Origin of the sequence: Marmoricola endophyticus, assembly GCF_014644415.1 — a bacterium.
Taxonomy (GTDB): Bacteria; Actinomycetota; Actinomycetes; order Propionibacteriales; family Nocardioidaceae; genus Marmoricola; species Marmoricola endophyticus.
The window spans coordinates 2,097,709-2,122,170 of sequence record NZ_BMKQ01000001.1 but is presented as its reverse complement, the minus strand read 5'-3'; the positions used below and the strand labels follow the sequence as shown (position 1 = coordinate 2,122,170).

The following is a 24,462-nucleotide window of genomic DNA, read 5'->3' as shown; positions in this document are numbered from 1 at the left end:
ATCACCGCGGCGGAGGGACTCGTCGGTCCGCCCACCCGGGGCGGGTCGGAGATGAGATGAGGAGCGCGCGTGAGCAGCAAGCCTTCGATCGGGGACATCCCGATCTTCGACCGGCTCAGCGACAAGGACGTCAAGCGCATCGCCAAAGCCGGCACGGAGGTCAACGTCCCCGCGAACTGGTCCTTGATGAGCGAGAAGACCCCCGCCGACAAGGCCTACATCGTCTTGGAGGGTGAGCTCTCGGTCCGCAAGGGCAAGGAGGAGATCGCCACCCTGGGGCCCGGCGACGTCGTCGGGGAGACGGCGATCGTGAGCCACAAGCTGCGCAACGCCTCCGTCGTCACCACCACCGACGCGTGCGTCCTGCACTTCACCCGGGAGACGGTCGAGAGGCTGCGCGAGGAGATCCCGACCTTCGCCGAGGCCCTCGACGCGGCCGCCGACCGGCGCAAGTAGCGCGCTCGTGAGCGAGGAGCCCGGGTCTCTGGCGGGGCGTCTGGAGCAGCTGCTCCTGGGCGGGGAGCCCTGCTACACCCGGCGCGACCTCGTGGAGCGCGCTGAGCTGCCCCTGGAGACGGCCGAGGAGCTGTGGCGCGCGCTCGGGTTCGCGCACGTCGGGGACGACCAGCGGATCTTCACCCAGGCCGACCTCGAGGCGCTGAAGAGCGTCACGCAGCTCTTCGACGCCGGCATCGTCGACCGCGACTCCAGCACGACGCTGGTCCGCAGCTGGGGGCGCAGCTTCGCCCGGCTGGCCGAGTGGCAGGCGACGCTGTTCGCGCGGGTCGCCGCGGAGGCTCCGGACCCCGAGGCCCGGGTGGGTGAGCTGGCCGACGACGTGATCCCGCTGGTGGCCTCGCTGCAGGAGTACGTCTGGCGCCGGCACCTGATGGCGGCCTCCGGCCGGCTGCTCGACCGGCCCGAGGGCGATGCGCCGACGCGTGCCGTCGGGTTCGTCGACATCGTCGGCTACACCTCGACCAGCCAGCACCTCGACGAGTCCGAGCTGCTCGCGCTCGTGGAGGGCTTCGAGAGCACCGCGAGCAGCACCGTCGTCGAGCACGGTGGGCAGCTGATCAAGACGATCGGCGACGAGGTGCTCTTCGTCGTCGACGACCCGGTCGAGGCGGTCCGCGTCGCTCGCGTGCTCTCCGAGCGGCACGCCGAGGACGAGGAATTCCCCGAGGTCCGGGCCGGGGTGGCGTACGGCGCCGTCTACAGCCGGCTCGGAGATGTCTACGGCTCCACGGTCAACCTCGCCTCCCGGCTGACCTCCCTGGCCCGGCCGGGCACCGTGCTCGCCGACGGCGGCGCGCACGAGGCGCTGACCGAGGCGGACCCGGACGAGGCGGAGTTCCGGCTGCGCCGGATCCGACGGGCCTCGGTCAAGGGCTACCACCACGTCGAGGCGTGGCGGGTGAAGCGGCCGCGCAAGCGCGACGAGGGCTGACCACCCGACGGGGCGTCCGACTCGTCGGTAACCCTCCCTAGACTCGGGCCATGGCGGAACACGTGGACGTGCTGATCGTCGGTGCCGGGCTCTCGGGGATCGGCGCCGCCTGCCGGCTCGAGATCGCGGCCCGCAAGGGCCTGCGCAGGCGCAGCGTCGCCGTCCTGGAGGCCCGCGCCGCCTCGGGAGGTACCTGGGACCTCTTCCGCTACCCCGGGGTGCGCTCGGACTCCGACATGTTCACCCTCGGCTACTCCTTCCGGCCGTGGGACGGCGACAAGCAGCTCGCCGACGGGCCCTCGATCCTGTCGTACGTCCGCGCGACGGCCCGCGAGTTCGGCATCGACGAGCAGATCCGCTACGACCACCGCGTCGTGGCTGCGGACTGGTCCTCGACCGACCAGCGCTGGGCGGTGCTCGTCGAGCACGCCGGTGAGCAGGTGGCGCTGACCTGCGACCTGCTCTGGTCGACCAGCGGCTACTACGACTACGACGCGGGCTTCACCCCGGCCCTGCCGCACCTGGCCGACTTCGAGGGCACCGTCGTCCACCCCCAGCAGTGGCCCGAGGACCTCGACGCGACGGGCAAGCGGTTCGTGGTGATCGGCTCGGGCGCGACCGCGGTCACGCTGGTGCCGGCGCTGGCGGCCGAGGGCGCCGGGCACGTCACCATGCTGCAGCGCTCGCCGACCTACATCATGCCGCTGCCGGCGCGTGACCCCGTCGCCCGCCGGTTGGGCAAGGTGCTGCCGGCCAAGGCCGCGCACCACGTGAACCGCTGGCGCAGCGTGCTGCAGCAGTCGGCGCTGTACGCGATGAGCCGGTGGAAGCCGGACCGGGTCCGCGCGCTCGTGCGACGCCTCAACGTCGCCGCCCTGCCTGCGGGGTACGACGTCGACACGCACTTCAAGCCGCGCTACGACCCGTGGGACCAGCGGCTGTGCGTCGTCCCCGACGGCGACCTGTTCCGTGCGATCCGCGACGGCGACGCCACGGTCGTGACGGACACCATCGAGCGGTTCACGCCGAAGGGGATCGCGCTGACCTCCGGGGAGGAGCTCGACGCGGACGTCGTGGTCACGGCCACCGGGCTGAACCTCAAGCCGCTGGGCGGCGTGACGCTCGCCGTCGACGGCGAGCCGGTCTCGCTGCCTGACACGATGGCGTACAAGGCGATGCTGCTCTCCGGCGTGCCCAACTTCGTGTTCACCATCGGCTACACCAACGCGTCGTGGACGCTGAAGGCCGACCTGGTCTGCGACTACGTCGTCCGCCTGCTGCAGCACCTCGACGCGACCGGCAAGCGGAGCTTCACCCCGCAGCGGCAGGCCGGGGTCGAGGAGCGGCCGCTGCTGGACTTCGCCGCGGGCTACGTGCTGCGTGCGGTCGACGAGTTCCCGCGGTCGGGCGACCGGGCGCCGTGGATGCTCAAGCAGAACTACCTGCGCGACGCGGTGACCATGCGTCGTACCCCGGTGGACGACGACGCCATGCAGTTCGCCTGAGGCCCGCGGTGACCGGGTCGAGCTGGCGGTTCTGGCACTGGCTCTACCCCTCCCTGCGCTGGCAGGTGGAGCGGGACCACCGCCAGGCACCGGCCGCGTTCCGTCGCCGGCAGGCGGTCACCGTGCTGTTCGTGCTGATCGGCGGCGGGGTGCTCGGCTACTCGCTGCGCCTGGACCCCGGCAGCAACGCGTTCATCGTCTCGACGCTGGTGCTCGCTGTGGTCTGGGCGGTCGGTGCCTTCGCCTCGGGGCCGATCCACCTCGGCCGGATCGACAAGGGGGTGCCGCTGCCCGAGGGCAGCGTGCTCCCGCGGCCGGTCGTGCACCCGGTCCTGCTCGGGCTCGGCCTCGCCGCCCTCTTCGTGGTGGGTGGGCTGCTGATCCACGCCCTGCCGTTCCTGTCCTGGCTGGACACCCAGGTCACGAGGGTCCTCGACTACGCCGACCAGGGCGGCGGCGTCACCGTCCTGGCCGTCACCCTGCTCAACGGCCTGGGGGAGGAGCTGTTCTTCCGCGGCGCGGTGTACGCCGCCATCCCGCGCAACCCGGTCCTCTGGTCGACCGTGGTGTACGTCATCGCCACCCTGGCGACCGGCAACGTGATGCTCGCCTTCGCCGCGATCCTCGTCGGGACCGTCGTCGGTCTCCAGCGCCGCGCCTCCGGCGGCGTCCTCGCGCCGATGCTCACCCACCTGACCTGGTCGGTCGTGATGCTCTACGCCCTCCCCGCGATCTTCCTGGGCTGAGTGCGCGCGTGGGCGCGGAGGTCTCGACGTGCTCGCTCGCTGCGCTCGCTTCGCGCTCGACCACCTGGTAGGTGGTCGAGCAGCGAGCGCCAGCGAGCGCGTCGAGACCCAGTGACGTACGCACCCGCGTCGACCACGGCGGTCGAGCTTGTCGAGACCCGGCGAGGTACGCACCGCCGGTGAGCACGGTGGTCGAGCTTGTCGAGACCCGCACCCGCGGCGACGGCGCGCCGTACCTCTAGCCTCGGCCCATGAGTGCGATCGAGGGAGTCAGCGAGACGTTCGACCCGGCCGCGTGGGACGTGGTCCCCGGGTTCGAGGACCTGACCGACCTGACCTACCACCGGGCCAAGGCGCACGGGACCGTACGCGTCGCCTTCGACCGCCCCGACGTGCTCAACGCGTTCCGCCCGCACACCGTCGACGAGCTGCTGCGGGTCCTCGACCACGCACGGACGACTGCCGACGTCGGCTGCGTGCTGCTCACCGGCAACGGCCCGGGGGAGCGGCACGGCAAGTGGGCGTTCTGCACCGGCGGCGACCAGCGGATCCGTGGCCGCTCGGGCTACCAGTACGAGGACGGCACCGGCGGCGAGACGGTCGACGCCCGCAGCCCGGCCGACAAGGCGCGGCTGGGACGGCTGCACATCCTCGAGGTGCAGCGGCTGATCCGGTTCATGCCGAAGGTCGTCGTCTGCGTCGTCCCCGGGTGGACCGCCGGCGGCGGCCACAGCCTGCACGTCGTGTGCGACATGACGCTGGCCAGCGCCGAGGAGGCACGGTTCAAGCAGACTGACGCCGACGTCGGCTCCTTCGACGCCGGCTTCGGCTCGGCGTACCTCGCCCGCCAGGTCGGGCAGAAGAAGGCCCGCGAGATCTTCTTCCTCGGCCAGACGTACGACGCCGCCGAGGGCGTCGCGATGGGCACCGTCAACCGCGCCGTCCCGCACGCCGAGCTCGAGGCGACCGCGCTGGAGTGGGGTCGGCTGGTCAACGGCAAGTCCCCGACCGCGCAGCGGATGCTGAAGTACGCCTTCAACGCCATCGACGACGGCCTCGTCGGCCAGCAGCTCTTCGCCGGCGAGACGACGAGGCTCGCGTACATGACCGACGAGGCCACCGAGGGCCGCGACCAGTTCCTGGAGAAGCGGGAGCCCGACTGGTCGGCGTACCCCTGGTACTACTGAGGCGGTTGCACCGCAGGCAGACTGCCGATCGCGGCGAAGCAGAGCGGGTTGCGCTCGCCGCGGGGCGCGCACCAGTCGGGGCGCGAGATCAAGGCGTCGGCGGCGACGCCGGCGAGCGCCGGCGGCCAGTCGCGCTCGCCGGCCGGCGGGCCGAGCAGCGTGGCGACCGAGCTGTTGCCGAAGCCTGCGAAGCCTTCGTCGAGGTCCAGTGACCGGTCGACCGACACGGAGCGCCCGCTCTCGGGGATCACGTCGACGGCGAGCTGTGCGTCGTAGTGGCCCTGGATGAGGACGAGCACGATGCGGTCGCGCACCGAGTCGATCTCGTCGTCGGAGAGCCCCGGCCGCAGGTGGACCCTCCCGTCGTAGCTGTCGCCCATCTCGAAGTTCGTCTGGTACTCCAGCGTCGCTGTTCTCACCTCGGGCATCGACCGGATCGTCGCCCGCAGCTCCTCGTCGGGCACCGCGTCGAAACCGCGCGGAGCCACCGTGGTGCCGTGGAGGAAGGAGGAGACACCGCGCCACGCGTCGGCCGCCTTCGGGGCGACCAGGAGGGCCGCGACCAGCACCACCGCGACCACGACACTGCGGCGGATGATCCGCTGCCTGCTCGGTGTACCGGAATCAGCCACGCCGGCAGTGTAGGGACCCTGTCGGGCGGCCCGTGCCCCGCTCGCCCGGCGCACGGTCCGCGACCACGGCCGACAGCCGCGCGCGGGGCGCACGCACGATGCTCGCCCGGCCGGCAGCGTGGGGACGTGCGTACGACGCACCGCCGTCCTACGCTCCCCCCACCCGGACGACGACGTCCGGGCCACCGACCCGCCGGGAGGCACCCGCCATGAGGACGATCCTCTACATCCTCGAGATCATCATCTTCGTCTACATCACCATCGACGTGTGGCGCTCGCCGGCGAGCGTGGCCAAGAAGGTGATCTGGACGGTCGTCGCCTTCCTGTTCAGCATCATCACGCTGATCGTGTGGCTGGTCTGGGGCCGCAAGAACGCGTACCAGGGCTCAACGGTCTGACGGTGCGGGTGGCGGCCGGGTCGCGTCGCGCACCGCCGCCACCACCTCGTCCAGCTCGTACGACGTCCCGCCCGCGGCCACCGCGTCCACCAGCACGCGCAGGGCCGCGTTCGTCGTGGCGGCCCTGACGTAGACCGCGGGCGCGTCGGGCGGGAGCCCCATCGGGCCGGCGAGGGCCTCGCGCAGCGCGGGCTCGGTCTGCTCCTGCAGCAGCAACCACACGGCGCGCAGCGGCGGCGACTCGTGGCTCATCCGGATGACCGCGAGCGCGTCCTCGGTGTCGTCGGCGTCGAACAGCTCCTCGGCGACCGCCCCGAGGTGCTCGTCCAGCGCGGTGGAGGCACTCCAGGAGCGCAGTGCGTCCCGGGTGCCGTCGACCACCGACCGCAGCACCGGCTCGACGCAGGACTCCTTGCTGCGGAACAGCCGCCACAGCGTCCTCTCGGAGATGCCGGCCGCGGCCGCGACCTGCTGCCCGGAGGTCGTGGAGAGGCCGTGCTCGCGGAACAGCGCGACCGCCGCGCGGCTGACGGCGAGCCGCTGCTCCCGGCGGCGCTCCTCGCTCAGCGGGGGGCGTCCGCGCGGGTCGGTGCTCATGCGGAGGGATCCTACGAACTATTTCTGTCATTGACTGCCATCAAGTCGTACGGTGAAGGCCTTCTCTCGGAAAGGCTCCCCCCATGACCGTTCTCGACGCCGACCCGGCCCGACCGCAGCTGCCCTTCGGCCGGCCGAACCTGCTCGATCTCGCCCCGCTGTACGACGTCCTGCGCCGCGAGGCGCCGATCACCGCGGTCACCACCCCCGCCGGCGACCCGGCCTGGCTGGTCACCCGCTTCGAGGAGGTCCGCAGCCTGCTCGCCGACAAGCGCCTGGGCCGCTCCCACCCCGACCCGGAGAACGCCTCCCGGATCAACACCTCCGCCGTCCTCGAGGGACCGTCGGGCGACATCGAGACCGAGGAGCGGGAGCACACCCGGATGCGCCGGCTGCTCACCCCCGCCTTCTCCGCCAAGCGGATGCGGACGCTCGAGGGTCGCGTCCAGCAGCTCATCGACGGCTACGTCGACGCCCTCGTCGCCGAGCACGACGCCTCGCCGGACGGTGTCGCGGACCTGCACGCGACGCTCGCCTTCCCGCTGCCGGTGGCCGTGATCTGCACGCTGCTCGGCGTACCGGAGAGCGACGGCGACTACTTCTCCTCGCTCTCGGAGCGGATGTCGTCGTTCACCGGCGGCGACGCCCAGGCGGCGCGGCGGGAGTTCCACGCGTACATGGGCACGCTCGCCGAGGCCAAGCGCACCGCACCCGGCGAGGACGTGATCACCGACCTGGTCCGGGCGTACGACGAGGACCCCGACTTCTCCCACGACGAGCTGGTCCGGATCTGCACGGGCCTGCTCTTCGCCGGCCACGAGACCACGGTGAACCGGATCGGCCTCGGCACGCTCATGCTGTCGGGCGCCCCGGACCAGTGGCGCGCGCTGGTCGAGGACCCCGAGGGCAGGGTCAACGCGCTCGTCGAGGAGATGATGCGGCTGGGGGCTCCGGGTGATCTGGGGCTGCTGCGCTACGCGCACACCGACGTCGAGGTCGGCGAGGAGACCATCCGCACCGGCGACGCGGTGATGTTCTCGATCAACGCCGCCAACCGCGACCCCGAGGCCTTCGCCGACGCGGAGGACTTCGTCCCGGACCGACAGGAGAAGGCGCACGTCGGGTTCGGGCACGGCGGCCACTTCTGCATCGGCGCGAGCCTGGCCCGTACGGAGCTGCGCGCGACGTTCGCGACACTGGCTCGGCGGCTGCCCGGTCTGCGGCTGGCCGTCGCCCTGGACGACATCGAGGTGCGCGAGACCGTCACCGGCGGTGTCCGCAGCCTACCGGTGACCTGGACCGAGCAGTGAGTGCAGTGAGCGCGGGGAGGCCGCTGCGCGTCGAGGCCGACGCCGACGTCTGCGTCGGCTCGGGCCAGTGCGTGATGACGGCACCCGAGGTCTTCGACCAGGACGACGACGCGTCGGTCGTGGTGCTCGAGGAGCACCCGACGGCGGACCAGGCCGCCGATGTCGACGCCGCGGCGGTCGGCTGCCCGGTGCAGGCGATCGTGCTGCACGAGGAGCCCTGAGGCGTACGGTTCCACCCCGTGACGCAGAACATCGTCGTCCTCACCGGCGCCGGGATCTCGGCGGAGAGCGGGCTCGCCACCTTCCGTGACTCCGACGGGCTGTGGGAGAACCACCACGTCGAGGACGTCGCGACACCGGAGGCGTTCCGGCGCGACCCCGAGCTCGTGCACCGGTTCTACGACGCGCGACGGGCCAGCCTCGACGGCGTGGTGCCCAACGCGGCGCACCACGCGCTGGCCCGGCTGCAGGTGGCCGCTCGCGAGCACGGCGGCCGGGCGCTGGTGGTGACGCAGAACGTCGACGACCTGCACGACCGCGCGGCCGCCGAGGCGGGTGCCGACCCCCGCGACCTGCTGCACATGCACGGCACGCTGCGACAGGCCTGGTGCCTGTCGTGCGGGGGGCACCCGGACGCGGGTCGTACGACGCTCAACGCGCCCTGCCCGGGCTGCGGCGCGGTGGCGCTGCGGCCCGACGTCGTCTGGTTCGGCGAGATCCCGCGCCACATGGACGCCATCGAGGAGGCGCTGTGGGCCGCCGACCTCTTCGTCTCGGTCGGGACGAGCGGGGCGGTCTACCCCGCCGCCGGCTTCGTCCAGCTGGCCTCGGCGGCCGGCGCGGACACGCTCGAGCTCAACCTGGTCCCCTCCGACGGCAGCGCGCTCTTTGCTCGTTCCAAGCACGGCCCGGCGACCGACGTCGTCCCCGCGTGGGTGGAGGAGACCCTCGCCACGCTGTCCTGACGGAGGGCCCAACCGTGCTCCCGATGCCCTAGGTTGCGCCCTGTGAGGATCGCAGTCGCACGGGAAGCCCGTGACGGGGAGACCCGCGTCGCCATGGTCCCGGAGCTGGTCGGGAAGCTGACCGGGCTGGGTGCCGAGGTGGCCGTGGAACCCGCCGCGGGGGAGCAGGCCGACCACCCCGACGAGGAGTACGCCGCCGCCGGGGCGGTCGTCGACCCCGACGCCCTGGCGTCGGCGGACGTCGTGGTGTCGGTGCAGCCGCTGGAGGCCGACCGGGTCGCGGGGCTGCGCGCGGGGACGGCGACGTTGTCGTTCCTGCCGGTCTCGACGCGCCCGGACCTCGTGGTCGCGCTGCGCGACGCGCAGGTCACCGCCTTCGCGGCCGAGCTGGTGCCGCGGATCTCGCGCGCCCAGTCGATGGACGCCCTGTCCTCGCAGGCACTGGTGTCGGGCTACCGGTGCGCGATCGTCGCCGCCGGGCTGCTGCGCCGGTTCCTCCCGCTCAACATGACCGCGGCCGGCACCGTGCCGCCCGCGCAGGTCGTCGTCCTCGGTGCCGGCGTCGCCGGGCTGCAGGCGATCGCCACGGCCAAGCGGCTCGGTGCCGTGGTCAAGGCGTACGACGTCCGTGCGGCCGCCGCCGAGGAGATCCGGTCGATGGGCGCCCAGGCCATCGAGCTGGACCTGGAGACCCTCGAGGGCACCGGCGGCTACGCCCGGGAGATGACCGAGGACCGGGCCGCACGCCAGCGCGACCTGCTGACGCCGTACATCGCCGACGCGGACGCGCTGATCACCACCGCCGCGGTCCCCGGTCGTACCGCGCCGATGCTGGTCACCGACCAGATGGTCCGGCAGATGGGGCCGGGGGCCGTGGTGGTCGACCTGGCGGCCGACTCCGGAGGCAACGTCGAGGGCTCGGTCGCCGGCAAGGTCGTCCGGGTCGGCAACGCGCAGATCTGGGGCGGCGCCAACGTGCCCTCGCAGATGCCCGGCCCGGCCTCGAAGCTGTACGCCCAGAACGTCGTCAACCTGCTGACGCTGATGACCCGCCCCGCGGACGAGGACGGTGCGGCCGCCTTCGCCCCCGACTTCGACGACGAGATCGTCGCCGGCTCCTGCGTCACCCACGCCGGCGAGGTCCGGCACGAGCCGACACGGGACGCCCTGCGCCAGCAGGGCCCGACCGAGGGAGACCCCGCGTGAACGAGACCGTCACCCTGCTGACCATCTTCGTGCTCAGCGTGTTCGTGGGCATCGAGGTGATCGCCAAGGTCTCCTCGACCCTGCACACGCCGCTGATGTCCGGCGCCAACGCCATCCACGGCGTGATCCTGCTCGGGGCGATCATCGCGACCGGCTCCAGCGACGGCGCCCTGCCGGTGACGCTCGGTGTCGTCGCGATCGTGCTGGCCGCGGTGAACATGGTCGGCGGCTTCGTCGTCACCGACCGGATGCTGCAGATGTTCACCCGCAAGAAGCCGGCCGCCAAGCGTGAGGACGTCGCGTGATCCCCGTCTGGGCGCAGGTCGCCTACCTGCTGTGTGCCGTCGGCTTCATCCTGGCGCTGAAGGGGCTCTCCGGCCCGCGTACGGCCCGGACCGGCAACGCCGTCGGCGCCGTCGCCGCGGTCGTCGGCTGCGCGATCCCGTTCTTCTACGCCGATCTCGACCACGTCGTGCTGATCCTGGTGGCGATCGTCGTCGGCTCCCTGGTGGGCTTCGCGGGAGCGCGCCGGGTCCAGATGACGCAGATGCCGCAGATGGTGGCGCTGTTCAACGGCGTCGGCGGCGGTGCGGCGGCGATCGTGGCGCTGCTGGAGCTGCGCGAGCTGGCCGAGGTGGACAGCGTCGGCGGCGACGTCCCCTGGTTCACCCTGCTGGCTACCGGCTTCACCATCGTGGTCGGCGCGATCTCGTTCGCCGGCTCGGTGATCACCTTCCTCAAGCTGCAGGAGGTGATGACGTCCCGCCCCGTGATCTTCCCCGGCCTGCCGGTCGTGTTCGGGCTGGGCCTCGTCGTGGCCGTCGTGCTCGTCGTGCTGAACATCGTCTCCCCGGCCATGGTCGTGGGCATCGTGCTCGCGCTCGTCGGGCTGCTGCTCGGCGTGCTGCTGGTGCTCCCGGTGGGCGGTGCCGACGTCCCCATCGTCATCTCGCTGCTCAACGCGTTCACCGGCCTGACCGTGGCCGCGGGCGGGTACGTCCTGGGCAACACGCTGCTGCTGGTCGCCGGCACGCTGGTCGGCGCGTCCGGCACCTTCCTCACCCGCCTGATGGCCAACGCGATGGGCCGCTCGGTGTCCAACATCCTCTTCGGCGCCCTCAAGGGCGGCTCGACGCTCGGCGCCGGCGAGGCCTCCGACCGACCGGTGAGGTCCGCCGGTCCCGAGGACATCGCGATCCTGCTGGCGTACGCCGAGCGCGTCATCGTCGTGCCCGGCTACGGCCTCGCGGTGGCGCAGGCCCAGCACACGCTGCGCGAGCTGGTCGACGTCCTCACCGAGCGCGGCGCCAAGGTCGACTACGCCATCCACCCGGTCGCCGGCCGGATGCCCGGGCACATGAACGTCCTCCTCGCCGAGGCCCAGGTGCCCTACGAGCAGCTGATCGAGATGGACGACATCAACGGCGACTTCAAGAACGCCGACGTCGTCGTGGTGGTCGGCGCGAACGACGTGGTCAACCCGGCCGCCAAGACGACACCGGGCGCCCCGATCTACGGCATGCCGATCCTCAACGCCGACGAGGCGAAGCAGGTCGTCTTCCTCAAGCGCTCCATGCGTCCCGGCTTCGCGGGCATCGAGAACGAGCTGCTCTACGAGCCCGCCACGACGCTGCTGTTCGGCGACGCGAAGGACTCGCTGTCCAAGCTGCTGAGCGCGGTCAAGGCCCAGTAGTCGAGTCGTGTGCTGCAGTGGTCGCCCTGGCGACCGCTCCAGCACACGACCTCACCCCCAGCGCGACCAGGTCCTCGGCCACTGCCTCCGGCTCGTCGCGCAGCTCGATGGCGCTGCACCGCACGACGATCCGGACGCTCGTGGCGAGCTTGCGCTGTCGTCGCATGTCCGCTCCCCAGTGCAGGACGTCGGCATGGAAGGCCCCGTCGACCTCGAGGACCAGGGTCCGCCCGTCCGGCAAGGCCCACTCGCAGTCGGTGTAGCGCAGGCGGCCCTCGCGGTCGCGCCGCGGACGCTGTCTCGTGGGCGGCGGGAGGCGGTGCGTGCGGCACATCCGGCGTACGTCGATCTCGGCCAGCGACTGGGCGCCGCCGGCGACGTCGAGCAGCACCCGGCGGAACAGCCGAGCCCGGCGCAGCGGCCGCAACCGCTCGATCCAACCGGTGAGCGCCTCAGGCGTGGTGAGGCGCTGCTGGACGACGGCGGCGACGATGCCCTGCGCCGTGCGGACGCTCGGGTCGTACGCCGCGAACAGCAGCACCGCCGGCTCGAGCTGGCAGACCGGCAGCCTGCCGGGACGCGAGCCGCGCAGGTCGCGCAGCGGTCGCCTGGTGCGGAAGAACTCGATGCCAGGCACCGGGTCGAACGACCACTCGTCGTCGACGAGCACGGTCACGTGGTCCCGGCTCCAGCCGCGCAGCCCGGCGTTCTCGGCAGCACTCACGCCGCCCACGAGCGACCCGCGGCCGGCGTGGAGCACGCCGAGCCACTGCCGCTGCAGGAGCGTGGGCTCCCCGGTCGTCGTGGCCAGGACACGGTCGGTGTGCTGCCCCCAGCGCTCCGTCGCCAGCTTGTGCCGCATGACGGAGCGCGTCACTCCCAGGCGCGACAGCTGCCAGACGCCCAGCATGCCCGCCTGGAGCCGAGCCCGTTCGCGCCACCGTCCGTCGTCCATGGCCGCGAGTGTGGCCAGCGAGCAGGGACCGCGCGAACGACTGTCCACAGCCCCACTGTCGTGTGCTGGAGTGGTCGCCCTGGCGACCACTCCAGCACACGACTCACTTGTAGGTGACCGTGAACGCCTGCGTCGAGGTGTTGTAGACGATCGTGCCGCCGGTGAAGGTGGCGCTCTGGTTGACGCCGCTGGTGACCACTCGCGAGGTGGGGGTGCCGAGCTTGCCGGCCAGGCTGTTGAGCTGGCGGTAGCGCAGGTCGACCTGGCCGGTCAGGCCCCAGGCCTTGGTGCTGCTGACCCGGTAGATCGTGCCGAACTTGTAGCGCTGGTAGGCGGTGCTCCCGACCGGGACGATCTCGCCACCGGGGAAGCCGAGGACACCGCGCTGGTTGCCGAGGGCGCCGTACTCCGCGAGCACCGGTCCGCTCGGGATCCAGTGCGAGCCGAGGGTGCCCTGGGAGTAGAGCACCCCGCGACCCATCCGGGTGACGTAGCCGCCGGAGTCGGGGTACTCCGCCTCGAAGACGTTGCCGGTGGTGGCGACGCCGAGCTGACGGGCCTTGATCCGGTTGGGCGTGCTGTAGTTCGAGACGTACGACGCCACCTGGTCGCGCAGCCCGCCCTTGGCGTTGAGCCAGGCGTAGCCGTACTTCCCGGGGCAGGCGGTCGAGGTGGCCGGGCGGATGCCGACCTTGTAGACGTCGCGGTGACCCGAGACGCGCTGCAGCCGGCCGTTGGCGACGCCGTACGTGCCGGTCGCGGGGAGGTAGAACGTCCCGATCCGCCACCCGATCAGCCGGACGGCGGCGCTCTTCATGGCGGCCGTCGGCTGCGCCGTGTCGAGGTTGGCCATCATCGAGACGCCGGTGGCGTAGGTGTTGACGTCGTAGTTCCCGGCGTGGGCACCGCGCACCTGCTTGCGGACGCTGCCGCCGCGGCCCTCGAACATCTGGCCGTACTTGTCGATCAGGAAGTTGTAGCCGATGTCGCACCAGCCCCGGCCGTCCATGTGGAAGGCCTGGATGGAGCGGACGATGCCGGCCGACTGCGCCTTGGTGTAGCTGTTCGAGCCGGCGGTGTGGTGGAAGATCACGCCGCTCTCGTAGGTGCCGAAGACCGGCGAGTCGCACTTGGTCCCACCCCGGGCGCCCCAGCCGGCGCGGCTGATGATCCCGGCGGGCTGTCCGGTGTACGTCGGCGCCGACGCCGCTACTGCCGCGGGTGCCGCGGTCGCCGTGCGCGCAGAAGCCGTGCTCGTCGAGGCCGCTCCGGGGTCGACCAGCACCAGGTCGACGTCCTGGGGTGCCTTTCCGCTGGCGCCGAGCACCCGGGCGGCGACGCCGTCCGCGTCGCCGGCCCACAACGGCTCGGTGCCGGCGCGGGTTCCTGCGGCCGAGGGGCCGTCGGTGTCGGTGTCGACGTGGAGGTCGGTCCAGCCCGACCAGGTGCCGTCGCTGCGGGTACGGACCTGGACGCGGACGTCCTCCTGGCCGGTCCCCTGCTTCCAGGTCACGCCGACGAGACCGAAGTCCTTGGTCGCGCGCTCGGCGACGACGGCCTGCTGCGGGAGCGCCGCCGGTGCGGTGGCGGGGCTGTCGTCGTCGGGTGCGACCGTGACGGCGCGGCGCTGTGCGACCGGCACCGCCGGCACGTCGATCGTGCTGACCTTCGGGGCCTTGACCGAGGACGCGGTGGACGCGGCGGTGGCGGTCGTCGCCGGCGCGTCGGCCTGGGCGGTCGGGAGGGAGACGGTGGCGGACAGGGCGACCGGCGCGACGAGCGCGAGGGTGGCCAGGGGCGGGGCGAGACGGCGATGGCGCATCCGAGAGGGTCCGTTCGGTACGGGGAAGTGGTGCGAATCACCATAAGCCCGAAACCTGTGAGTCGAGGCTCGGCGGACCCTCTCGGACGACTCAGCGCGTCGCCGGCTCCCGCTCGTCGGAGAGGCGGAGCGCCTCTCCGAAGCCGAGCTTCCCCCCGGTGCGCAGCAGGCTGCGCTCGTAGATCCGCGCTCCGACCCGGATCAGCAGGACCGCGGCGAGCACGGTCAGCGCCAGCGCGACCAGCAGCTGCCACAGCGGGACCGATCCCTCGGCCAACCGTCCGGGCATCAGCATCGTGGAGGCGATCGGGAGCATCGAGACCACCGTCTTGACGCCCTCACCGGCGACGAAGGCGACGATGTACGGCACGAAGAGCAGCATCTGTGCCGGCGCCGTCGTCGACTGGAGGTCCTGCTGGCGGGAGGCCAGGGAGCCCGCGGCCGCCCACAGGCTGCTCAGCGCGACGAAGCCGAGCACGAAGAAGACGACGTACCACCCCAGCGCCGGCGCGATCGGGCCCAGCGCGCCGGTCTGGCCGGTGGCGACCAGCGCGATGGTGGCCGCGACGCCGAGCACGACGACCTGGGCGAGGGCCAGCACGCTCCACCCGAGGACCTTGCCCCACAGCAGCGCCCGGATCGGCACGGCGGCGGCGAGGATCTCGACGACCCGGCTCTCCTTCTCCTGGGTGACGCTGGTGGCGATCTGCATGCCGAAGCCGATGGCGGTGACGAAGAACAGCACCACGAAGACGTACGACGCCGCGGTGCGGACGCCCTCGTCCTCCGGGCCGGCGTCGAGGAGCCGCTGCGTGGTCTGCGTCCCGGCCTGCAGCTTCGCGAGGTCGACGTCCTGGTCCGCCGCGTTCGCGCTCAGCACGGTGGCGGGCACGGCACTCTGCAGGGCCTGCGCGAGGGTCGAGTCCACGTCGTCGTCGCCGACGACCTCGTAGCCGTCGCGGGTGGGGAGCAGCGCGGCGTCGGCGTCACCGGAGCGTACGGCGCGCTCGGCCGCCCCGCGGTCCGCGACCCGGTCGGCGGTGACCGTGGTGTCCTCCTGCAGCCGGTCGGCGATGCCGGAGGCGGCCTCGACCGCGCGCTGGCCGGTGCCGTCGACGACGGCGACGGTGTCGTCGTGCGGGCGGCCGTTGAGGAACCCGGAGACGACGATCATCGCCACGATGGCGACGACGAGGACGGCGCCGGAGATCAGGAAGCTCTTGCTGCGCAGGGCGGTGGCCATCTCGCGGCGGGCGACGACCTGCCACAGGCCCCGCGTCGTGGTGGGGTTCGTCATGAGGTGACCTCCCGGAAGATCTCGGACAGCGGTTGGCGGACGCGGGCGACCTCGAGCACCCGGCTCTTGGCGACGACGGCGGCGGTCAGGTCGGCGGGCGGGAGGCCGGTGAGGGACAGCAGCGCGGTGCTGCCGTCGACGTCGCTGACCTCGACGCCGTCGAGGTCGCGCAGCCAGGCGGCGTCCTCGCCGTCGAGGACGACGCGGTACTGCTCGCTGCCACGCTCGCGGAGCTCCTCGACGGCTCCCGAGGCGACCACGCGTCCCGCGGAGAGCACGATCAGGTCGTCGCAGAGCCGCTCGACCAGGTCGAGCTGGTGGCTGGAGAACAGCAGCGGCAGGTCGGCCGCCTCGTTGCGCAGCAGGTCGGTCATCGAGTCGACGGCCAGCGGGTCCAGGCCGCTGAACGGCTCGTCGAGCACGAGGGCGGTCAGCCGGTGGATCAGCGCGGCGGCGATCTGGACCCGCTGCTGGTTGCCCAGCGACAGGTCGTCGAGGAGGTCGTCGGCGCGGTCGGTGAGCCCGAAGTGCTCCAGCAGCGACGCGGTGCGCTTCCCCGCGTCGTACGTCGACATGCCGTGCAGGCGGGCGAAGTAGACCAGCTGCTCGCCCACCTTCATCCGCGGGTACAGCCCGCGCTCCTCCGGCATGTAGCCGAAGGTCCGACGCCGCTCGACGGTGATCGGCTCGCCGTCCCATGACACGGTCCCGGAGGTCGGGGCGAGGACCCCCATCAGCATCCGCATCGTGGTGGTCTTGCCGGCGCCGTTCGCGCCGACGAAGCCGGTGATCCGCCCGGGCTCGACCCGGAAGGACACGGCGTCGACGACGCGCTTGTCGCCGAAGACCCTGGTCAGGGAGGTGGCTTCGAGCATGTCCCCGACGCTAGGAGAGCCGACCGCCCGCCCGCATCGGCCGCGGGAGTGAACCGGGGTCCTCCGGTGGGAGGAGGGACCGGTCCCGCGGCGCCTACTCCATCAGCCCCGACTCGTACGCCGCGATGACCGCCTGCACGCGGTCCCGGACGTCGATCTTGGTGAGGATCCGCGACACGTGCGACTTCACGGTGGCCGAGGAGAGGTACATCTCGCCGGCGATCTCGGCGTTGCTCAGCCCGCGCGCCATCGCCGCCAGCACGTCGCGCTCGCGCTCGGTCAGGGTGTCCAGCCGCGGGTCCCTGGTCGCGGGGGCGCCGGTCGTCGAGCGGGCGATCACGCGCTGGGTCACCTCGGGTGCGAGCAGCGAGTGGCCCTCGGCGACGGTACGGATCGCGTGCACCAGGTCCTCGGGCGGGCAGTTCTTCAGCAGGAAGCCCGCTGCGCCGGCCCGCAGGGCCGAGAAGAGGTACTCGTCGTCGTCGAAGGTCGTGAGGATCAGCACCGACGTGCCGGGGTGGTCGGCGACGACGCGCTCGGTCGCCGCGATCCCGTCCAGGCCCGGCATCTGCACGTCCATCAGGGCGATGTCGGGAGCCTGCTCGGCCACGAGGCGGCAGCCGGCCTCGCCGTCGGCGGCCTCGCCGACCACCTCGATGCCGGGCTCGACCGAGAGGATCATCCGGAAGCCGGTACGGATCAGCTCCTGGTCGTCGACCAGCACCACGCGTACGGGCTGCTCGTCGCTCACCGGGGGGACTCCTCGACCGGGATCCGTACCCGCACCCGGAACCCGCCCTGCGGGCGCGGCCCGATGTCGGCGACCCCGCCGTGCATGGCCACGCGCTCCCGGATGCCGGTCAGGCCGTAGCCGCCACCCGTGGAGCGGCCCTCGCGGAGGTTGGCGCCGCGGCCGTCGTCGACCAGCTCCAGCTCGACCTGGCGTCCGGCGTCCCGGCTGTCGGACCCGAGGTAGCGCACCACGAGCGTCGCCTCCCGCGCACCCGAGTGGCGGCGGGAGTTGGTGACCGCCTCCTGGGCGACCCTGTACAGCGAGTGGGCCGCCGTCCCCGGCACCGGGAACGGCTCCCCCACGACACGGTGGGTGATGTGCGGGCGTGCGTCGTCGTCGGCGAGCGCGGCGATCTCGGCGATCCCGGGCTGGGGCGCGCGGTCCGAGGGCGCGAGCTCCTCCTCGTCGCGCAGCAGCCCGACGAGCTGGTGCATCTGGGCGACCGCCTCGCGGGAGGAGGACTCGATCGTGCCCAGCGCGAGGCGCGCGGCGTCCGGGTCGGCGGCGATCACCCGGCCCGCGCCGGTGGCCTGCAGACCGATCCCGCTGATGTGGTGGGCGACGACGTCGTGCAGGTCGCGCGCGATCCGCACCCGCTCGTCACGGACCGCCTGGCGTCGCTGCCGCTCGTCGACCCGGCGCTCGCGCTCGTGCTGCTCGGCCAGTGCCGCACGGCGCCGGGTCGAGCGCCACGCCGACTGGCCCCAGGCGATGGCGCCGAAGAAGTAGACGACGTTCACCGCCAGCGAGTAGACGAACATCGCCGTGCGCCGGGAGATCGCGCCCGGTGTCGGCAGCGGCGGCAGGTCGGCGACGACCAGCTGCTGGACCAGCCAGCCGAACATCGCCACGAGCACGATCGCGGTGACGACGTACAGCGCGCGCGGCGAGCGCGACCAGGCCCAGGCGGCGTACAGCACGGCGAACACGATCATCTGCACGGTGAAGGTCGCCGCGAGCTCGTTGTAGAGCAGCCCGATCGCGATGAACAGCCCCGACTGCAGCACCAGCGAGGTCAGCGGCCAGGTGCGGCGCACGGCGAGCAGCAGGCCCGCGACGCCGAACAGCACGTACGCCGCCCAGCGGTCCGTACCGGCGGGAGCGCCGAACGCACTGCGGTAGAGCTCGACGGAGGCGACGCAGACCACCGCACCCACCACGCCGACCAGCGCGTCGACGCGACGCTGCGCAGCGGTCGGGGCGGGCCGGGTCCAGCCTCTCTCGAGGAACTCGCCCAGCGGCCCGACCACGCGCTCCACGGTGACTACTGCGCCACGCCGTAGAGCCGGTCGCCGGCGTCGCCGAGCCCGGGGACGATGTAGCCGTTCTCGTCGAGCCTCTCGTCCATGGCGGCGGTGACCACGCGGACGGGGACGCCGACCTCGGCCAGGCCCGTCTCGAGGTTCGCGCAGCCCTCGGGGGCGGCGAGCAGGCAGATCGCGGTGATGTCGTCGGCGCCGCGGTCGACCAGGAAGCTGATCGCCGCAGCGAGCGTGCCGCCGGTGGCGAGCATCGGGTCAAGGATGTAGCACTGGCGCCCGGACAGGTCGCCCGGCAGACGCTCGGCGTACGTCGAGGCGCGCAGCGTCTCCTCGTCGCGGACCATCCCGAGGAAGCCGACCTCGACCGTCGGCAGCAGCCGCATCATCCCGTCGAGCATCCCGAGCCCGGCGCGCAGGATCGGCACGACGAGCGGCTTCGGGTGGGCCAGCGTCACGCCGTGGGCCGGCGACACCGGCGTCTGCACGGTCACGTCGCGCACGCGCACACCGCGGGTGGCCTCGTACGCCAGCAGCGTGACCAGCTCGTCGGCCAGCCGCCGGAACGTGGGGGAGTCGGTCTCGGTGTCGCGCAGCGTCGTCAGCTTGTGGGAGACGAGCGGGTGGTCGACGACGTGGACGTCCATGGGTCCACCGTAGTGGTCCGCGCAGTCGACGGCTCCTGCCAGACTCGATGCCGTGGTGGGGCGATCGGGCTGGTGGGAGCCGGCGATGCGCGAGGCGCTGGTCGAGGCCGCGCTCGCGGCCGGGCACGATGACGTGCCCGTCGGGGCCCTGGTGCTGGACCCGGACGGCGTCGTCGTCGGCCGCGGGCACAACCTGCGCGAGCGCGACGGCGACCCGACCGGCCACGCCGAGGTGGTCGCACTGCGCGAGGCCGCCCGGCACGCCGGCGAGTGGCGGCTGAGCGGGCACACGCTGGTCGTCACGCTCGAGCCGTGCACGATGTGCGCCGGCGCGGTCGTGCTCTCGCGGGTCGAGCGGCTGGTCTTCGGGGCGTACGACGACCGTGCCGGCGCCGTCGGCTCGCTGTGGGACGTGGTCCGCGACCGCCGGCTGAACCACCGCCCCGAGGTGCTCGGCGGTGTCCTGGCGGAGGAGTCGACCGCCCTCCTGGAGGGGTTCTTCGACGGCCGGCGCTGCTAGCGTCGCGGAGTGACCGACGACACGGCCCAGGGGACCCGGCTGCGCGTGGGGTCGGCCGACGGAGTCGAGCTCGACGTGCTCGAGCAGGGCGCGACCGTCCAGCGACTGGTGGTCACCGGGGGCGACGGCGTGCGCCGCAACGTGGTGCTCGGGCACGCGACGGAGCAGGAGTACCTCGACTCGACCGACTACCTCGGCGCCGTCGTCGGCCGCTACGCCAACCGGATCGCCGAGGGCCACCTGGTGCTCGACGGCGTCGAGCACCGTCTGGGGGTCAACGACCGCGGCCACCACCTGCACGGCGGTCCCGACGGCTTCGACCGCAGGCGCTGGGAGGTCGTGCGCCACGACGCCGACCGGGTCGAGCTGACGCTGGTCAGCCCCGACGGAGACCAGGGCTACCCGGGGCGCCTGCAGGCGCGGGCGTCGTACGCCGTCGAGGGCAGCAGCGTCCTCGTCGACCTGCGGGCGACCACCGACGCCCCGACCATCGTCAACCTGACCAGTCACTGCTACTTCGCGCTCGACGGGGACGTGGCGGGCACCAGCGTGCTGGACCACCTGCTGCGGGTGCCCGCCGAGCAGTGGACGCCGGTCGACGCCGCGGGCATCCCGACCGGCGAGGAGGAGCCGGTCGACGGCACCCCCTTCGACCTGCGCGGCGGTCCGCGGGTACGCGACGTGCTCGCCGCGACGCACCCGCAGCTCGCCGACGCCGGTGGTGTCGACCACGACGTGGTACCGGCCGGCACGGGGATGCGTACGGTCGCCGAGGTGGTCTCACCGGCGACCCGCACCCGTCTCGAGGTGCGCAGCGACCGGCCCGCGCTGCAGGTCTACACCGGGAACTTCCTCGACGGCAGCACCCGGTCGCTGGCCGGGCACCCGATCGAGCGGCACGCCGGGCTCGCGCTGGAGCCGCAGGTGCCGCCGGACTCGCCGAACCGGCCGGCTCTGCCCGGGTGCGTGCTGCGACCCGGCGAGACCTGGAGCGCGCGGATCGAGTGGCACTTCTCGGCGGTCGACGCATGAGGGTGGCCCTGCAGGTGACCTGCCTCAACGACGCTCTGTTCCCGCACGTCGGGCAGGCGGTGGTGACGCTGCTGCGTCGTCTCGGGGTCGACGTCGAGTTCCCCGAGGCGCAGACCTGCTGCGGTCAGCCGATGGTCAACACCGGCTACCTGGACGAGGCGGTGCCGGCGGTGCGGTCGTTCGTCTCGGCGTTCTCTTCCTACGACGCTGTGGTGACCCCCTCGGGGTCGTGCGCCGGGTCGGCGCGGCACCAGCACGGGCTCGTGGCCCGGCGGTCGGGTGACGCGGGGCTGCAGGCGGCGGTCGCGTCGTTGTCGCCGCGGGTCTACGAGCTGACCGAGTTCCTGGTGGACGTCCTCGGGGTGACCGACGTCGGGGCGTCGTACCCGCACGAGGTGACGTACCACCCCACCTGCCACTCGCTGCGGATGCTCGGTGTCGGCGACCGGCCCCGGCGGCTGCTCGAGGAGGTACGCGGCCTGCGGCTGCGCGAGCTGCCGTACGCCGACCAGTGCTGCGGGTTCGGCGGGACCTTCGCGGTGAAGAACGCCGACACCTCGATCGCGATGGGCGCCGACAAGGTGCGGCACGTGCGCGAGACGGGCGCCGAGGTGCTCGTCGCCGGCGACTCGTCCTGCCTGATGCACCTCGGCGGGCTGATGGAGCGGCAGCGGTCCGGGGTGCGCACGATGCACCTCGCCGAGGTGCTGGCGGCCCAGGAGTGAGCGAGCAGGTGCAGGCGCCCGTGGGCACGACGTTCGTGGGCATGCCCGCGTTCCCCGACGCGGCGCGGGACGCGCTGGGCGATCCCGTGCTGCGGCACAACCTGGCCCACGCGACCGGCACGATCCGCGACAAGCGGGCACGCGTCGTCGCGGAGGTCGACGACTGGGAGGACCTGCGCGTCGACGGGGCCGCGGTCAAGGACACCGCGCTCGCGGACCTGGGGACGCACCTCCTCGCGCTGGAGTCCGCGCTCACCGCGCGCGGCGCGCGCGTGCACTGGGCACGTGACGCGGCTGAGGCCAACGCGATCGTGGCCGGGATCGCGAAGGGCCACGGCGTCGACGAGGTGGTCAAGGTCAAGTCGATGGCCACTCAGGAGATCGGGCTCAACGAGGCGCTCGAGGCCGAGGGGATCGCCGCCTGGGAGACCGACCTGGCCGAGCTGATCGTGCAGCTGGGCGAGGACCGGCCCAGCCACATCCTGGTGCCCGCGATCCACCGGAACCGGGCGGAGATCCGCGCGATCTTCCGCGACCGGATGGCCGCGGCGGGGCGCCCGGCCCCCGACGACCTGACCGACGAGCCGGCCGAGCTGGCGGCGGCGGCTCGGCTGCACCTGCGCGAGAAGTTCCTGCGCGCCCGGATGGCCGTGTCCGGCGCGAACTTCGCCGTGGCCGACTCGGGCACCCTCGTCGTCGTCGAGTCCGAGGGCAACGGGCGGATGTGCCTGACGCTGCCGGAGGTGCTGGTCTCGGTGGTCGGCATCGAGAAGGTCGTGCCGACCTGGGACGACCTGGGCACGATGCTCCGGCTGCTGCCCCGCTCCTCGACCGGCGAGCGGATGAACCCGTACACCTCGACCTGGGCCGGGGTCACGCCCGGCGACGGCCCGCAGGAGATGCACGTCGTCCTCCTCGACAACGGGCGCACCCGGGCGCTGGCCGACGAGGTCGGCCGCCAGGCGCTGCGCTGCATCCGCTGCTCGGCGTGCCTCAACGTCTGCCCGGTGTACGAGCGCACCGGCGGCCACGCGTACGGCTCGGTCTACCCGGGTCCGATCGGCGCCATCCTGAACCCGCTGCTCCAGGGACCCGGGTCGAGCGCGTGGGTCGACTCGCTGCCGTACGCCTCGTCGCTGTGCGGTGCCTGCTACGAGGTCTGCCCGGTCCGGATCGACATCCCCTCGGTGCTGGTGGACCTCCGCGCGCAGGTCGTCGACGCCAAGCGGATAGTCCCTGACGTTTCTGCGGCCGATTCGGGCGTACGACCGCGACAACGTCCTGCAGCGCCCTCCCCGCAGAGCCTGGCGATGAAGGGTGCGGCGATGACCTTCGCGTCCGCACGGCGGCTCGGCCTGGCCGAGCGCTTCGCCGGCGTGGGTACGTCGCTCGCGCGCCGCCTGCCCTGGCTGCCGGGAGTCTCCGCCTGGGCCGGTGCCCGCGACCTGCCCCAGGCGCCGGCGGAGTCCTTCCGCCGCTGGTGGCGCCGTACGGACGGGGGTCGACGGTGACGTCTGCTCGCGAGGAGATCCTGGCGCGGGTCCACGCGGCGACGGCGGAGGCCGTCGCTCCGGAGCGCCCCGCGCTCGCGCCTTCCGGGCCGGTGGACGTCGACCTCTTCGCCGAGCGGGTGGCCGACTACGAGGCGGTCGTCGAGCGGTGCGCGCCCGAGGAGGTCACCGAGCGCGTCGCCGCCCGGGTGGCCGGCCTGCGGGTCGTGGTGCCCGACGGCCTCCCGTTCGCCGTCGCCGGCTCGGTCGCGGACGACGGGCTCGTCGCCGCCGACCTCGACGCGCTCGACGGGGTCGTGACCACGGCGACCGTCGGCATCGCCGAGACCGGCACCATCGTCCTCGACCACGGCCCCGGCCAGGGCCGCCGCGCGCTCACGCTCGTACCCGACCTGCACGTGTGCGTCGTCCGCGCCGACCAGGTCGTCGCCGACGTCCCCGACGCTGTGCGCCGCCTGGACCCCGCTCGCGCCCAGACCTGGATCTCCGGCCCCTCGGCGACCAGCGACATCGAGCTCTCCCGGGTCGAGGGCGTCCACGGCCCGCGCACCCTCCACGTGCTGCTGACTCGTTGAGTGGTGCCCCCTGCTGGCCCGAGTGGTGCCCTCTGCGGGCTCGAGTGGCTCGTTCTGCTGCGCGATTGGGCGGCGGGTCCGGCACTCCGGTACATTCGCCCGCGGTGGCGTGTCCGAGAGGCCGAAGGTGCATCACTCGAAATGATGTGTGGGGTCAAACCCACCGTGGGTTCAAATCCCACCGCCACCGCCAGTGAACGGTCCCGGGCAGCGCGCCCGGGGCCGTTCGTCGTACGACGATGGGCGGGTGCACCTCGACGACCTGACCGAAGCGCCGCTGACGTACGCCGAGGTCGGCGCGACGTACGACGAGCTGCCGGACGGCTACCACCACCTCACCGCCAGCGGGTACGTCGGCTCCGGCCGCGCCCGCTTCGCAGACGCGGCGCGGGTGCTGCTCGGCTGGGAGATGCATCGGCGAGCCGGTCTGACGGTGCGCACGCGGGAGCCGAGCGTGACCGAGGACGCCGTCGCGATCCTCGGGATCGGCGTCGGGCCGCTCCGGGTCAGCGCCCCGGTCCGCGTCGTCCGCGTCGTCGACGAGTCGGACTGCCAGGGCTTCGCCTACGGGACACTGCCCGGGCACCCGGAGTGCGGCGAGGAGCGCTTCGAGGTGCGGATCGGACCGGACGAACGGGTCACGGCCCGCATCGCGGCGTTCTCGCGACCGGGCACGAGGCTGGCGGGTGCTGTCGGGCCCCTGGGGAGGGGCGCTCAGTCGGTGGTGACGCGCCGCTACCTGGCTGCGCTGGCGCGCTGAGC

General features: G+C 72.8%; 27 protein-coding genes and 1 tRNA gene. 19 read left to right on the top strand and 9 right to left on the bottom strand.

The features are described 5' to 3' along the window. The first annotated feature begins 69 nt into the window (after window positions 1-69). The 5 genes from IEX42_RS10400 (at window position 70) to IEX42_RS10380 (ending at window position 4,888) form a co-directional block, all read left to right on the top strand. Entirely contained in the window at window positions 70-456 is a 387-nt protein-coding gene (locus IEX42_RS10400) for a Crp/Fnr family transcriptional regulator (protein WP_229660770.1), read from the top strand. Between the two features lie 7 nt (window positions 457-463). Next, window positions 464-1,450, top strand: coding sequence for an adenylate/guanylate cyclase domain-containing protein (locus IEX42_RS10395; RefSeq protein ID WP_229660769.1), 987 nt, complete (start codon window positions 464-466; stop codon window positions 1,448-1,450). 50 nt (window positions 1,451-1,500) lie between these two features. Further along, window positions 1,501-2,955 carry a flavin-containing monooxygenase gene (locus IEX42_RS10390; RefSeq protein ID WP_188779708.1) on the top strand — a complete coding sequence of 485 codons (1,455 nt, stop codon included), beginning with the start codon at window positions 1,501-1,503 and terminating at the stop codon, window positions 2,953-2,955. Between the two features lie 8 nt (window positions 2,956-2,963). Next, complete coding sequence (locus IEX42_RS10385; RefSeq protein ID WP_188779707.1) at window positions 2,964-3,701, top strand: CPBP family intramembrane glutamic endopeptidase; 738 nt, start codon at window positions 2,964-2,966, stop codon at window positions 3,699-3,701. A 251-nt stretch (window positions 3,702-3,952) separates the two neighbouring features. Next, complete coding sequence (locus tag IEX42_RS10380; protein ID WP_188779706.1) at window positions 3,953-4,888, top strand: 1,4-dihydroxy-2-naphthoyl-CoA synthase; 936 nt, start codon at window positions 3,953-3,955, stop codon at window positions 4,886-4,888. Here the strand turns inward: IEX42_RS10380 and IEX42_RS10375 are convergent. Further along, window positions 4,882-5,520, bottom strand: coding sequence for a hypothetical protein (locus IEX42_RS10375; protein ID WP_188779705.1), 639 nt, complete (start codon window positions 5,518-5,520; stop codon window positions 4,882-4,884). The genes IEX42_RS10380 and IEX42_RS10375 overlap by 7 nt on opposite strands. Window positions 5,521-5,729: 209 nt before the next feature. Here IEX42_RS10375 and IEX42_RS10370 point away from each other — a divergent pair, with 209 nt between their 5' ends. Then, on the top strand, window positions 5,730-5,918 hold the full coding sequence (locus IEX42_RS10370) for a PLDc N-terminal domain-containing protein (RefSeq protein WP_188779704.1): 189 nt from the start codon (window positions 5,730-5,732) through the stop codon (window positions 5,916-5,918). Here IEX42_RS10370 and IEX42_RS10365 read toward each other — a convergent pair. Continuing rightward, window positions 5,907-6,515 (bottom strand): TetR/AcrR family transcriptional regulator, encoded by a 609-nt coding sequence (locus IEX42_RS10365; protein WP_229660768.1) that lies wholly within the window; start codon window positions 6,513-6,515, stop codon window positions 5,907-5,909. The genes IEX42_RS10370 and IEX42_RS10365 overlap by 12 nt on opposite strands. An 83-nt stretch (window positions 6,516-6,598) precedes the next feature. Between IEX42_RS10365 and IEX42_RS10360 the strand changes: the two genes are divergently transcribed. From IEX42_RS10360 to IEX42_RS10335, 6 genes are read left to right on the top strand one after another with little or no spacing between them, the layout of a single operon-like run. After that, on the top strand, window positions 6,599-7,825 hold the full coding sequence (locus tag IEX42_RS10360) for a cytochrome P450 (RefSeq protein WP_188779703.1): 1,227 nt from the start codon (window positions 6,599-6,601) through the stop codon (window positions 7,823-7,825). A gap of 5 nt (window positions 7,826-7,830) precedes the next feature. Then, window positions 7,831-8,046, top strand: a complete 216-nt coding sequence (locus IEX42_RS10355) for a ferredoxin (protein WP_229660767.1) — start codon at window positions 7,831-7,833, stop codon at window positions 8,044-8,046. 18 nt (window positions 8,047-8,064) lie between these two features. Next, window positions 8,065-8,790, top strand: coding sequence for an NAD-dependent deacylase (locus IEX42_RS10350; protein WP_188779702.1), 726 nt, complete (start codon window positions 8,065-8,067; stop codon window positions 8,788-8,790). Window positions 8,791-8,832: 42 nt separating this feature from the next. Then, window positions 8,833-9,996 carry an NAD(P) transhydrogenase subunit alpha gene (locus IEX42_RS10345; protein WP_188779701.1) on the top strand — a complete coding sequence of 388 codons (1,164 nt, stop codon included), beginning with the start codon at window positions 8,833-8,835 and terminating at the stop codon, window positions 9,994-9,996. Beyond that, window positions 9,993-10,301: an NAD(P) transhydrogenase subunit alpha part 2 gene (locus IEX42_RS10340; RefSeq protein ID WP_188779700.1), complete on the top strand. Its 309-nt coding sequence runs from the start codon at window positions 9,993-9,995 to the stop codon at window positions 10,299-10,301. Before IEX42_RS10345 ends, IEX42_RS10340 begins: the two co-directional genes overlap by 4 nt. Beyond that, window positions 10,298-11,689, top strand: coding sequence for an NAD(P)(+) transhydrogenase (Re/Si-specific) subunit beta (locus IEX42_RS10335; RefSeq protein ID WP_188779699.1), 1,392 nt, complete (start codon window positions 10,298-10,300; stop codon window positions 11,687-11,689). The genes IEX42_RS10340 and IEX42_RS10335 overlap by 4 nt, the downstream gene beginning before the upstream one ends. Here the strand turns inward: IEX42_RS10335 and IEX42_RS10330 are convergent. From IEX42_RS10330 to upp, 7 genes are all read right to left on the bottom strand, one after another. Then, window positions 11,676-12,644, bottom strand: coding sequence for a putative endonuclease domain-containing protein (locus IEX42_RS10330; RefSeq protein ID WP_188779698.1), 969 nt, complete (start codon window positions 12,642-12,644; stop codon window positions 11,676-11,678). The genes IEX42_RS10335 and IEX42_RS10330 overlap by 14 nt on opposite strands. Before the next feature lie 103 nt (window positions 12,645-12,747). Next, on the bottom strand, window positions 12,748-14,466 hold the full coding sequence (locus IEX42_RS10325) for a peptidoglycan recognition protein family protein (RefSeq protein WP_188779697.1): 1,719 nt from the start codon (window positions 14,464-14,466) through the stop codon (window positions 12,748-12,750). Between the two features lie 91 nt (window positions 14,467-14,557). Continuing rightward, window positions 14,558-15,763 (bottom strand): ABC transporter permease, encoded by a 1,206-nt coding sequence (locus tag IEX42_RS10320; protein ID WP_188779696.1) that lies wholly within the window; start codon window positions 15,761-15,763, stop codon window positions 14,558-14,560. Then, window positions 15,760-16,638, bottom strand: coding sequence for an ABC transporter ATP-binding protein (locus IEX42_RS10315; RefSeq protein WP_188779695.1), 879 nt, complete (start codon window positions 16,636-16,638; stop codon window positions 15,760-15,762). The genes IEX42_RS10320 and IEX42_RS10315 overlap by 4 nt, the downstream gene beginning before the upstream one ends. A gap of 94 nt (window positions 16,639-16,732) precedes the next feature. Beyond that, the gene (locus IEX42_RS10310) at window positions 16,733-17,389 is read right to left on the bottom strand and encodes a response regulator (RefSeq protein WP_188779694.1); all 657 of its coding nucleotides are present in this window, start codon (window positions 17,387-17,389) and stop codon (window positions 16,733-16,735) included. Further along, window positions 17,386-18,681 carry a sensor histidine kinase gene (locus tag IEX42_RS10305; protein ID WP_188779693.1) on the bottom strand — a complete coding sequence of 432 codons (1,296 nt, stop codon included), beginning with the start codon at window positions 18,679-18,681 and terminating at the stop codon, window positions 17,386-17,388. The genes IEX42_RS10310 and IEX42_RS10305 overlap by 4 nt, the downstream gene beginning before the upstream one ends. A gap of 14 nt (window positions 18,682-18,695) precedes the next feature. Next, entirely contained in the window at window positions 18,696-19,337 is a 642-nt protein-coding gene (gene upp, locus IEX42_RS10300; RefSeq protein ID WP_188779692.1) for a uracil phosphoribosyltransferase, read from the bottom strand. Between the two features lie 85 nt (window positions 19,338-19,422). Between upp and IEX42_RS10295 the strand changes: the two genes are divergently transcribed. The 7 genes from IEX42_RS10295 to IEX42_RS10265 all read left to right on the top strand — a co-directional run bounded on the left by IEX42_RS10295 (window position 19,423) and on the right by IEX42_RS10265 (window position 24,460). Beyond that, the gene (locus IEX42_RS10295) at window positions 19,423-19,857 is read left to right on the top strand and encodes a nucleoside deaminase (RefSeq protein ID WP_188781056.1); all 435 of its coding nucleotides are present in this window, start codon (window positions 19,423-19,425) and stop codon (window positions 19,855-19,857) included. 9 nt (window positions 19,858-19,866) lie between these two features. Next, window positions 19,867-20,889: an aldose epimerase family protein gene (locus tag IEX42_RS10290; RefSeq protein WP_188779691.1), complete on the top strand. Its 1,023-nt coding sequence runs from the start codon at window positions 19,867-19,869 to the stop codon at window positions 20,887-20,889. Continuing rightward, window positions 20,886-21,614, top strand: coding sequence for a (Fe-S)-binding protein (locus IEX42_RS10285; protein WP_188779690.1), 729 nt, complete (start codon window positions 20,886-20,888; stop codon window positions 21,612-21,614). The genes IEX42_RS10290 and IEX42_RS10285 overlap by 4 nt, the downstream gene beginning before the upstream one ends. 41 nt (window positions 21,615-21,655) lie before the next feature. Continuing rightward, on the top strand, window positions 21,656-23,125 hold the full coding sequence (locus tag IEX42_RS10280; protein ID WP_188781055.1) for a lactate utilization protein B: 1,470 nt from the start codon (window positions 21,656-21,658) through the stop codon (window positions 23,123-23,125). Beyond that, complete coding sequence (locus tag IEX42_RS10275; protein ID WP_188779689.1) at window positions 23,122-23,700, top strand: LutC/YkgG family protein; 579 nt, start codon at window positions 23,122-23,124, stop codon at window positions 23,698-23,700. The genes IEX42_RS10280 and IEX42_RS10275 overlap by 4 nt, the downstream gene beginning before the upstream one ends. Window positions 23,701-23,803: 103 nt before the next feature. Then, window positions 23,804-23,893 (top strand) — tRNA-Ser (locus IEX42_RS10270). A gap of 54 nt (window positions 23,894-23,947) precedes the next feature. Continuing rightward, the gene (locus IEX42_RS10265) at window positions 23,948-24,460 is read left to right on the top strand and encodes a DUF1990 domain-containing protein (protein ID WP_188779688.1); all 513 of its coding nucleotides are present in this window, start codon (window positions 23,948-23,950) and stop codon (window positions 24,458-24,460) included. The last annotated feature ends 2 nt before the right edge of the window (window positions 24,461-24,462 follow it).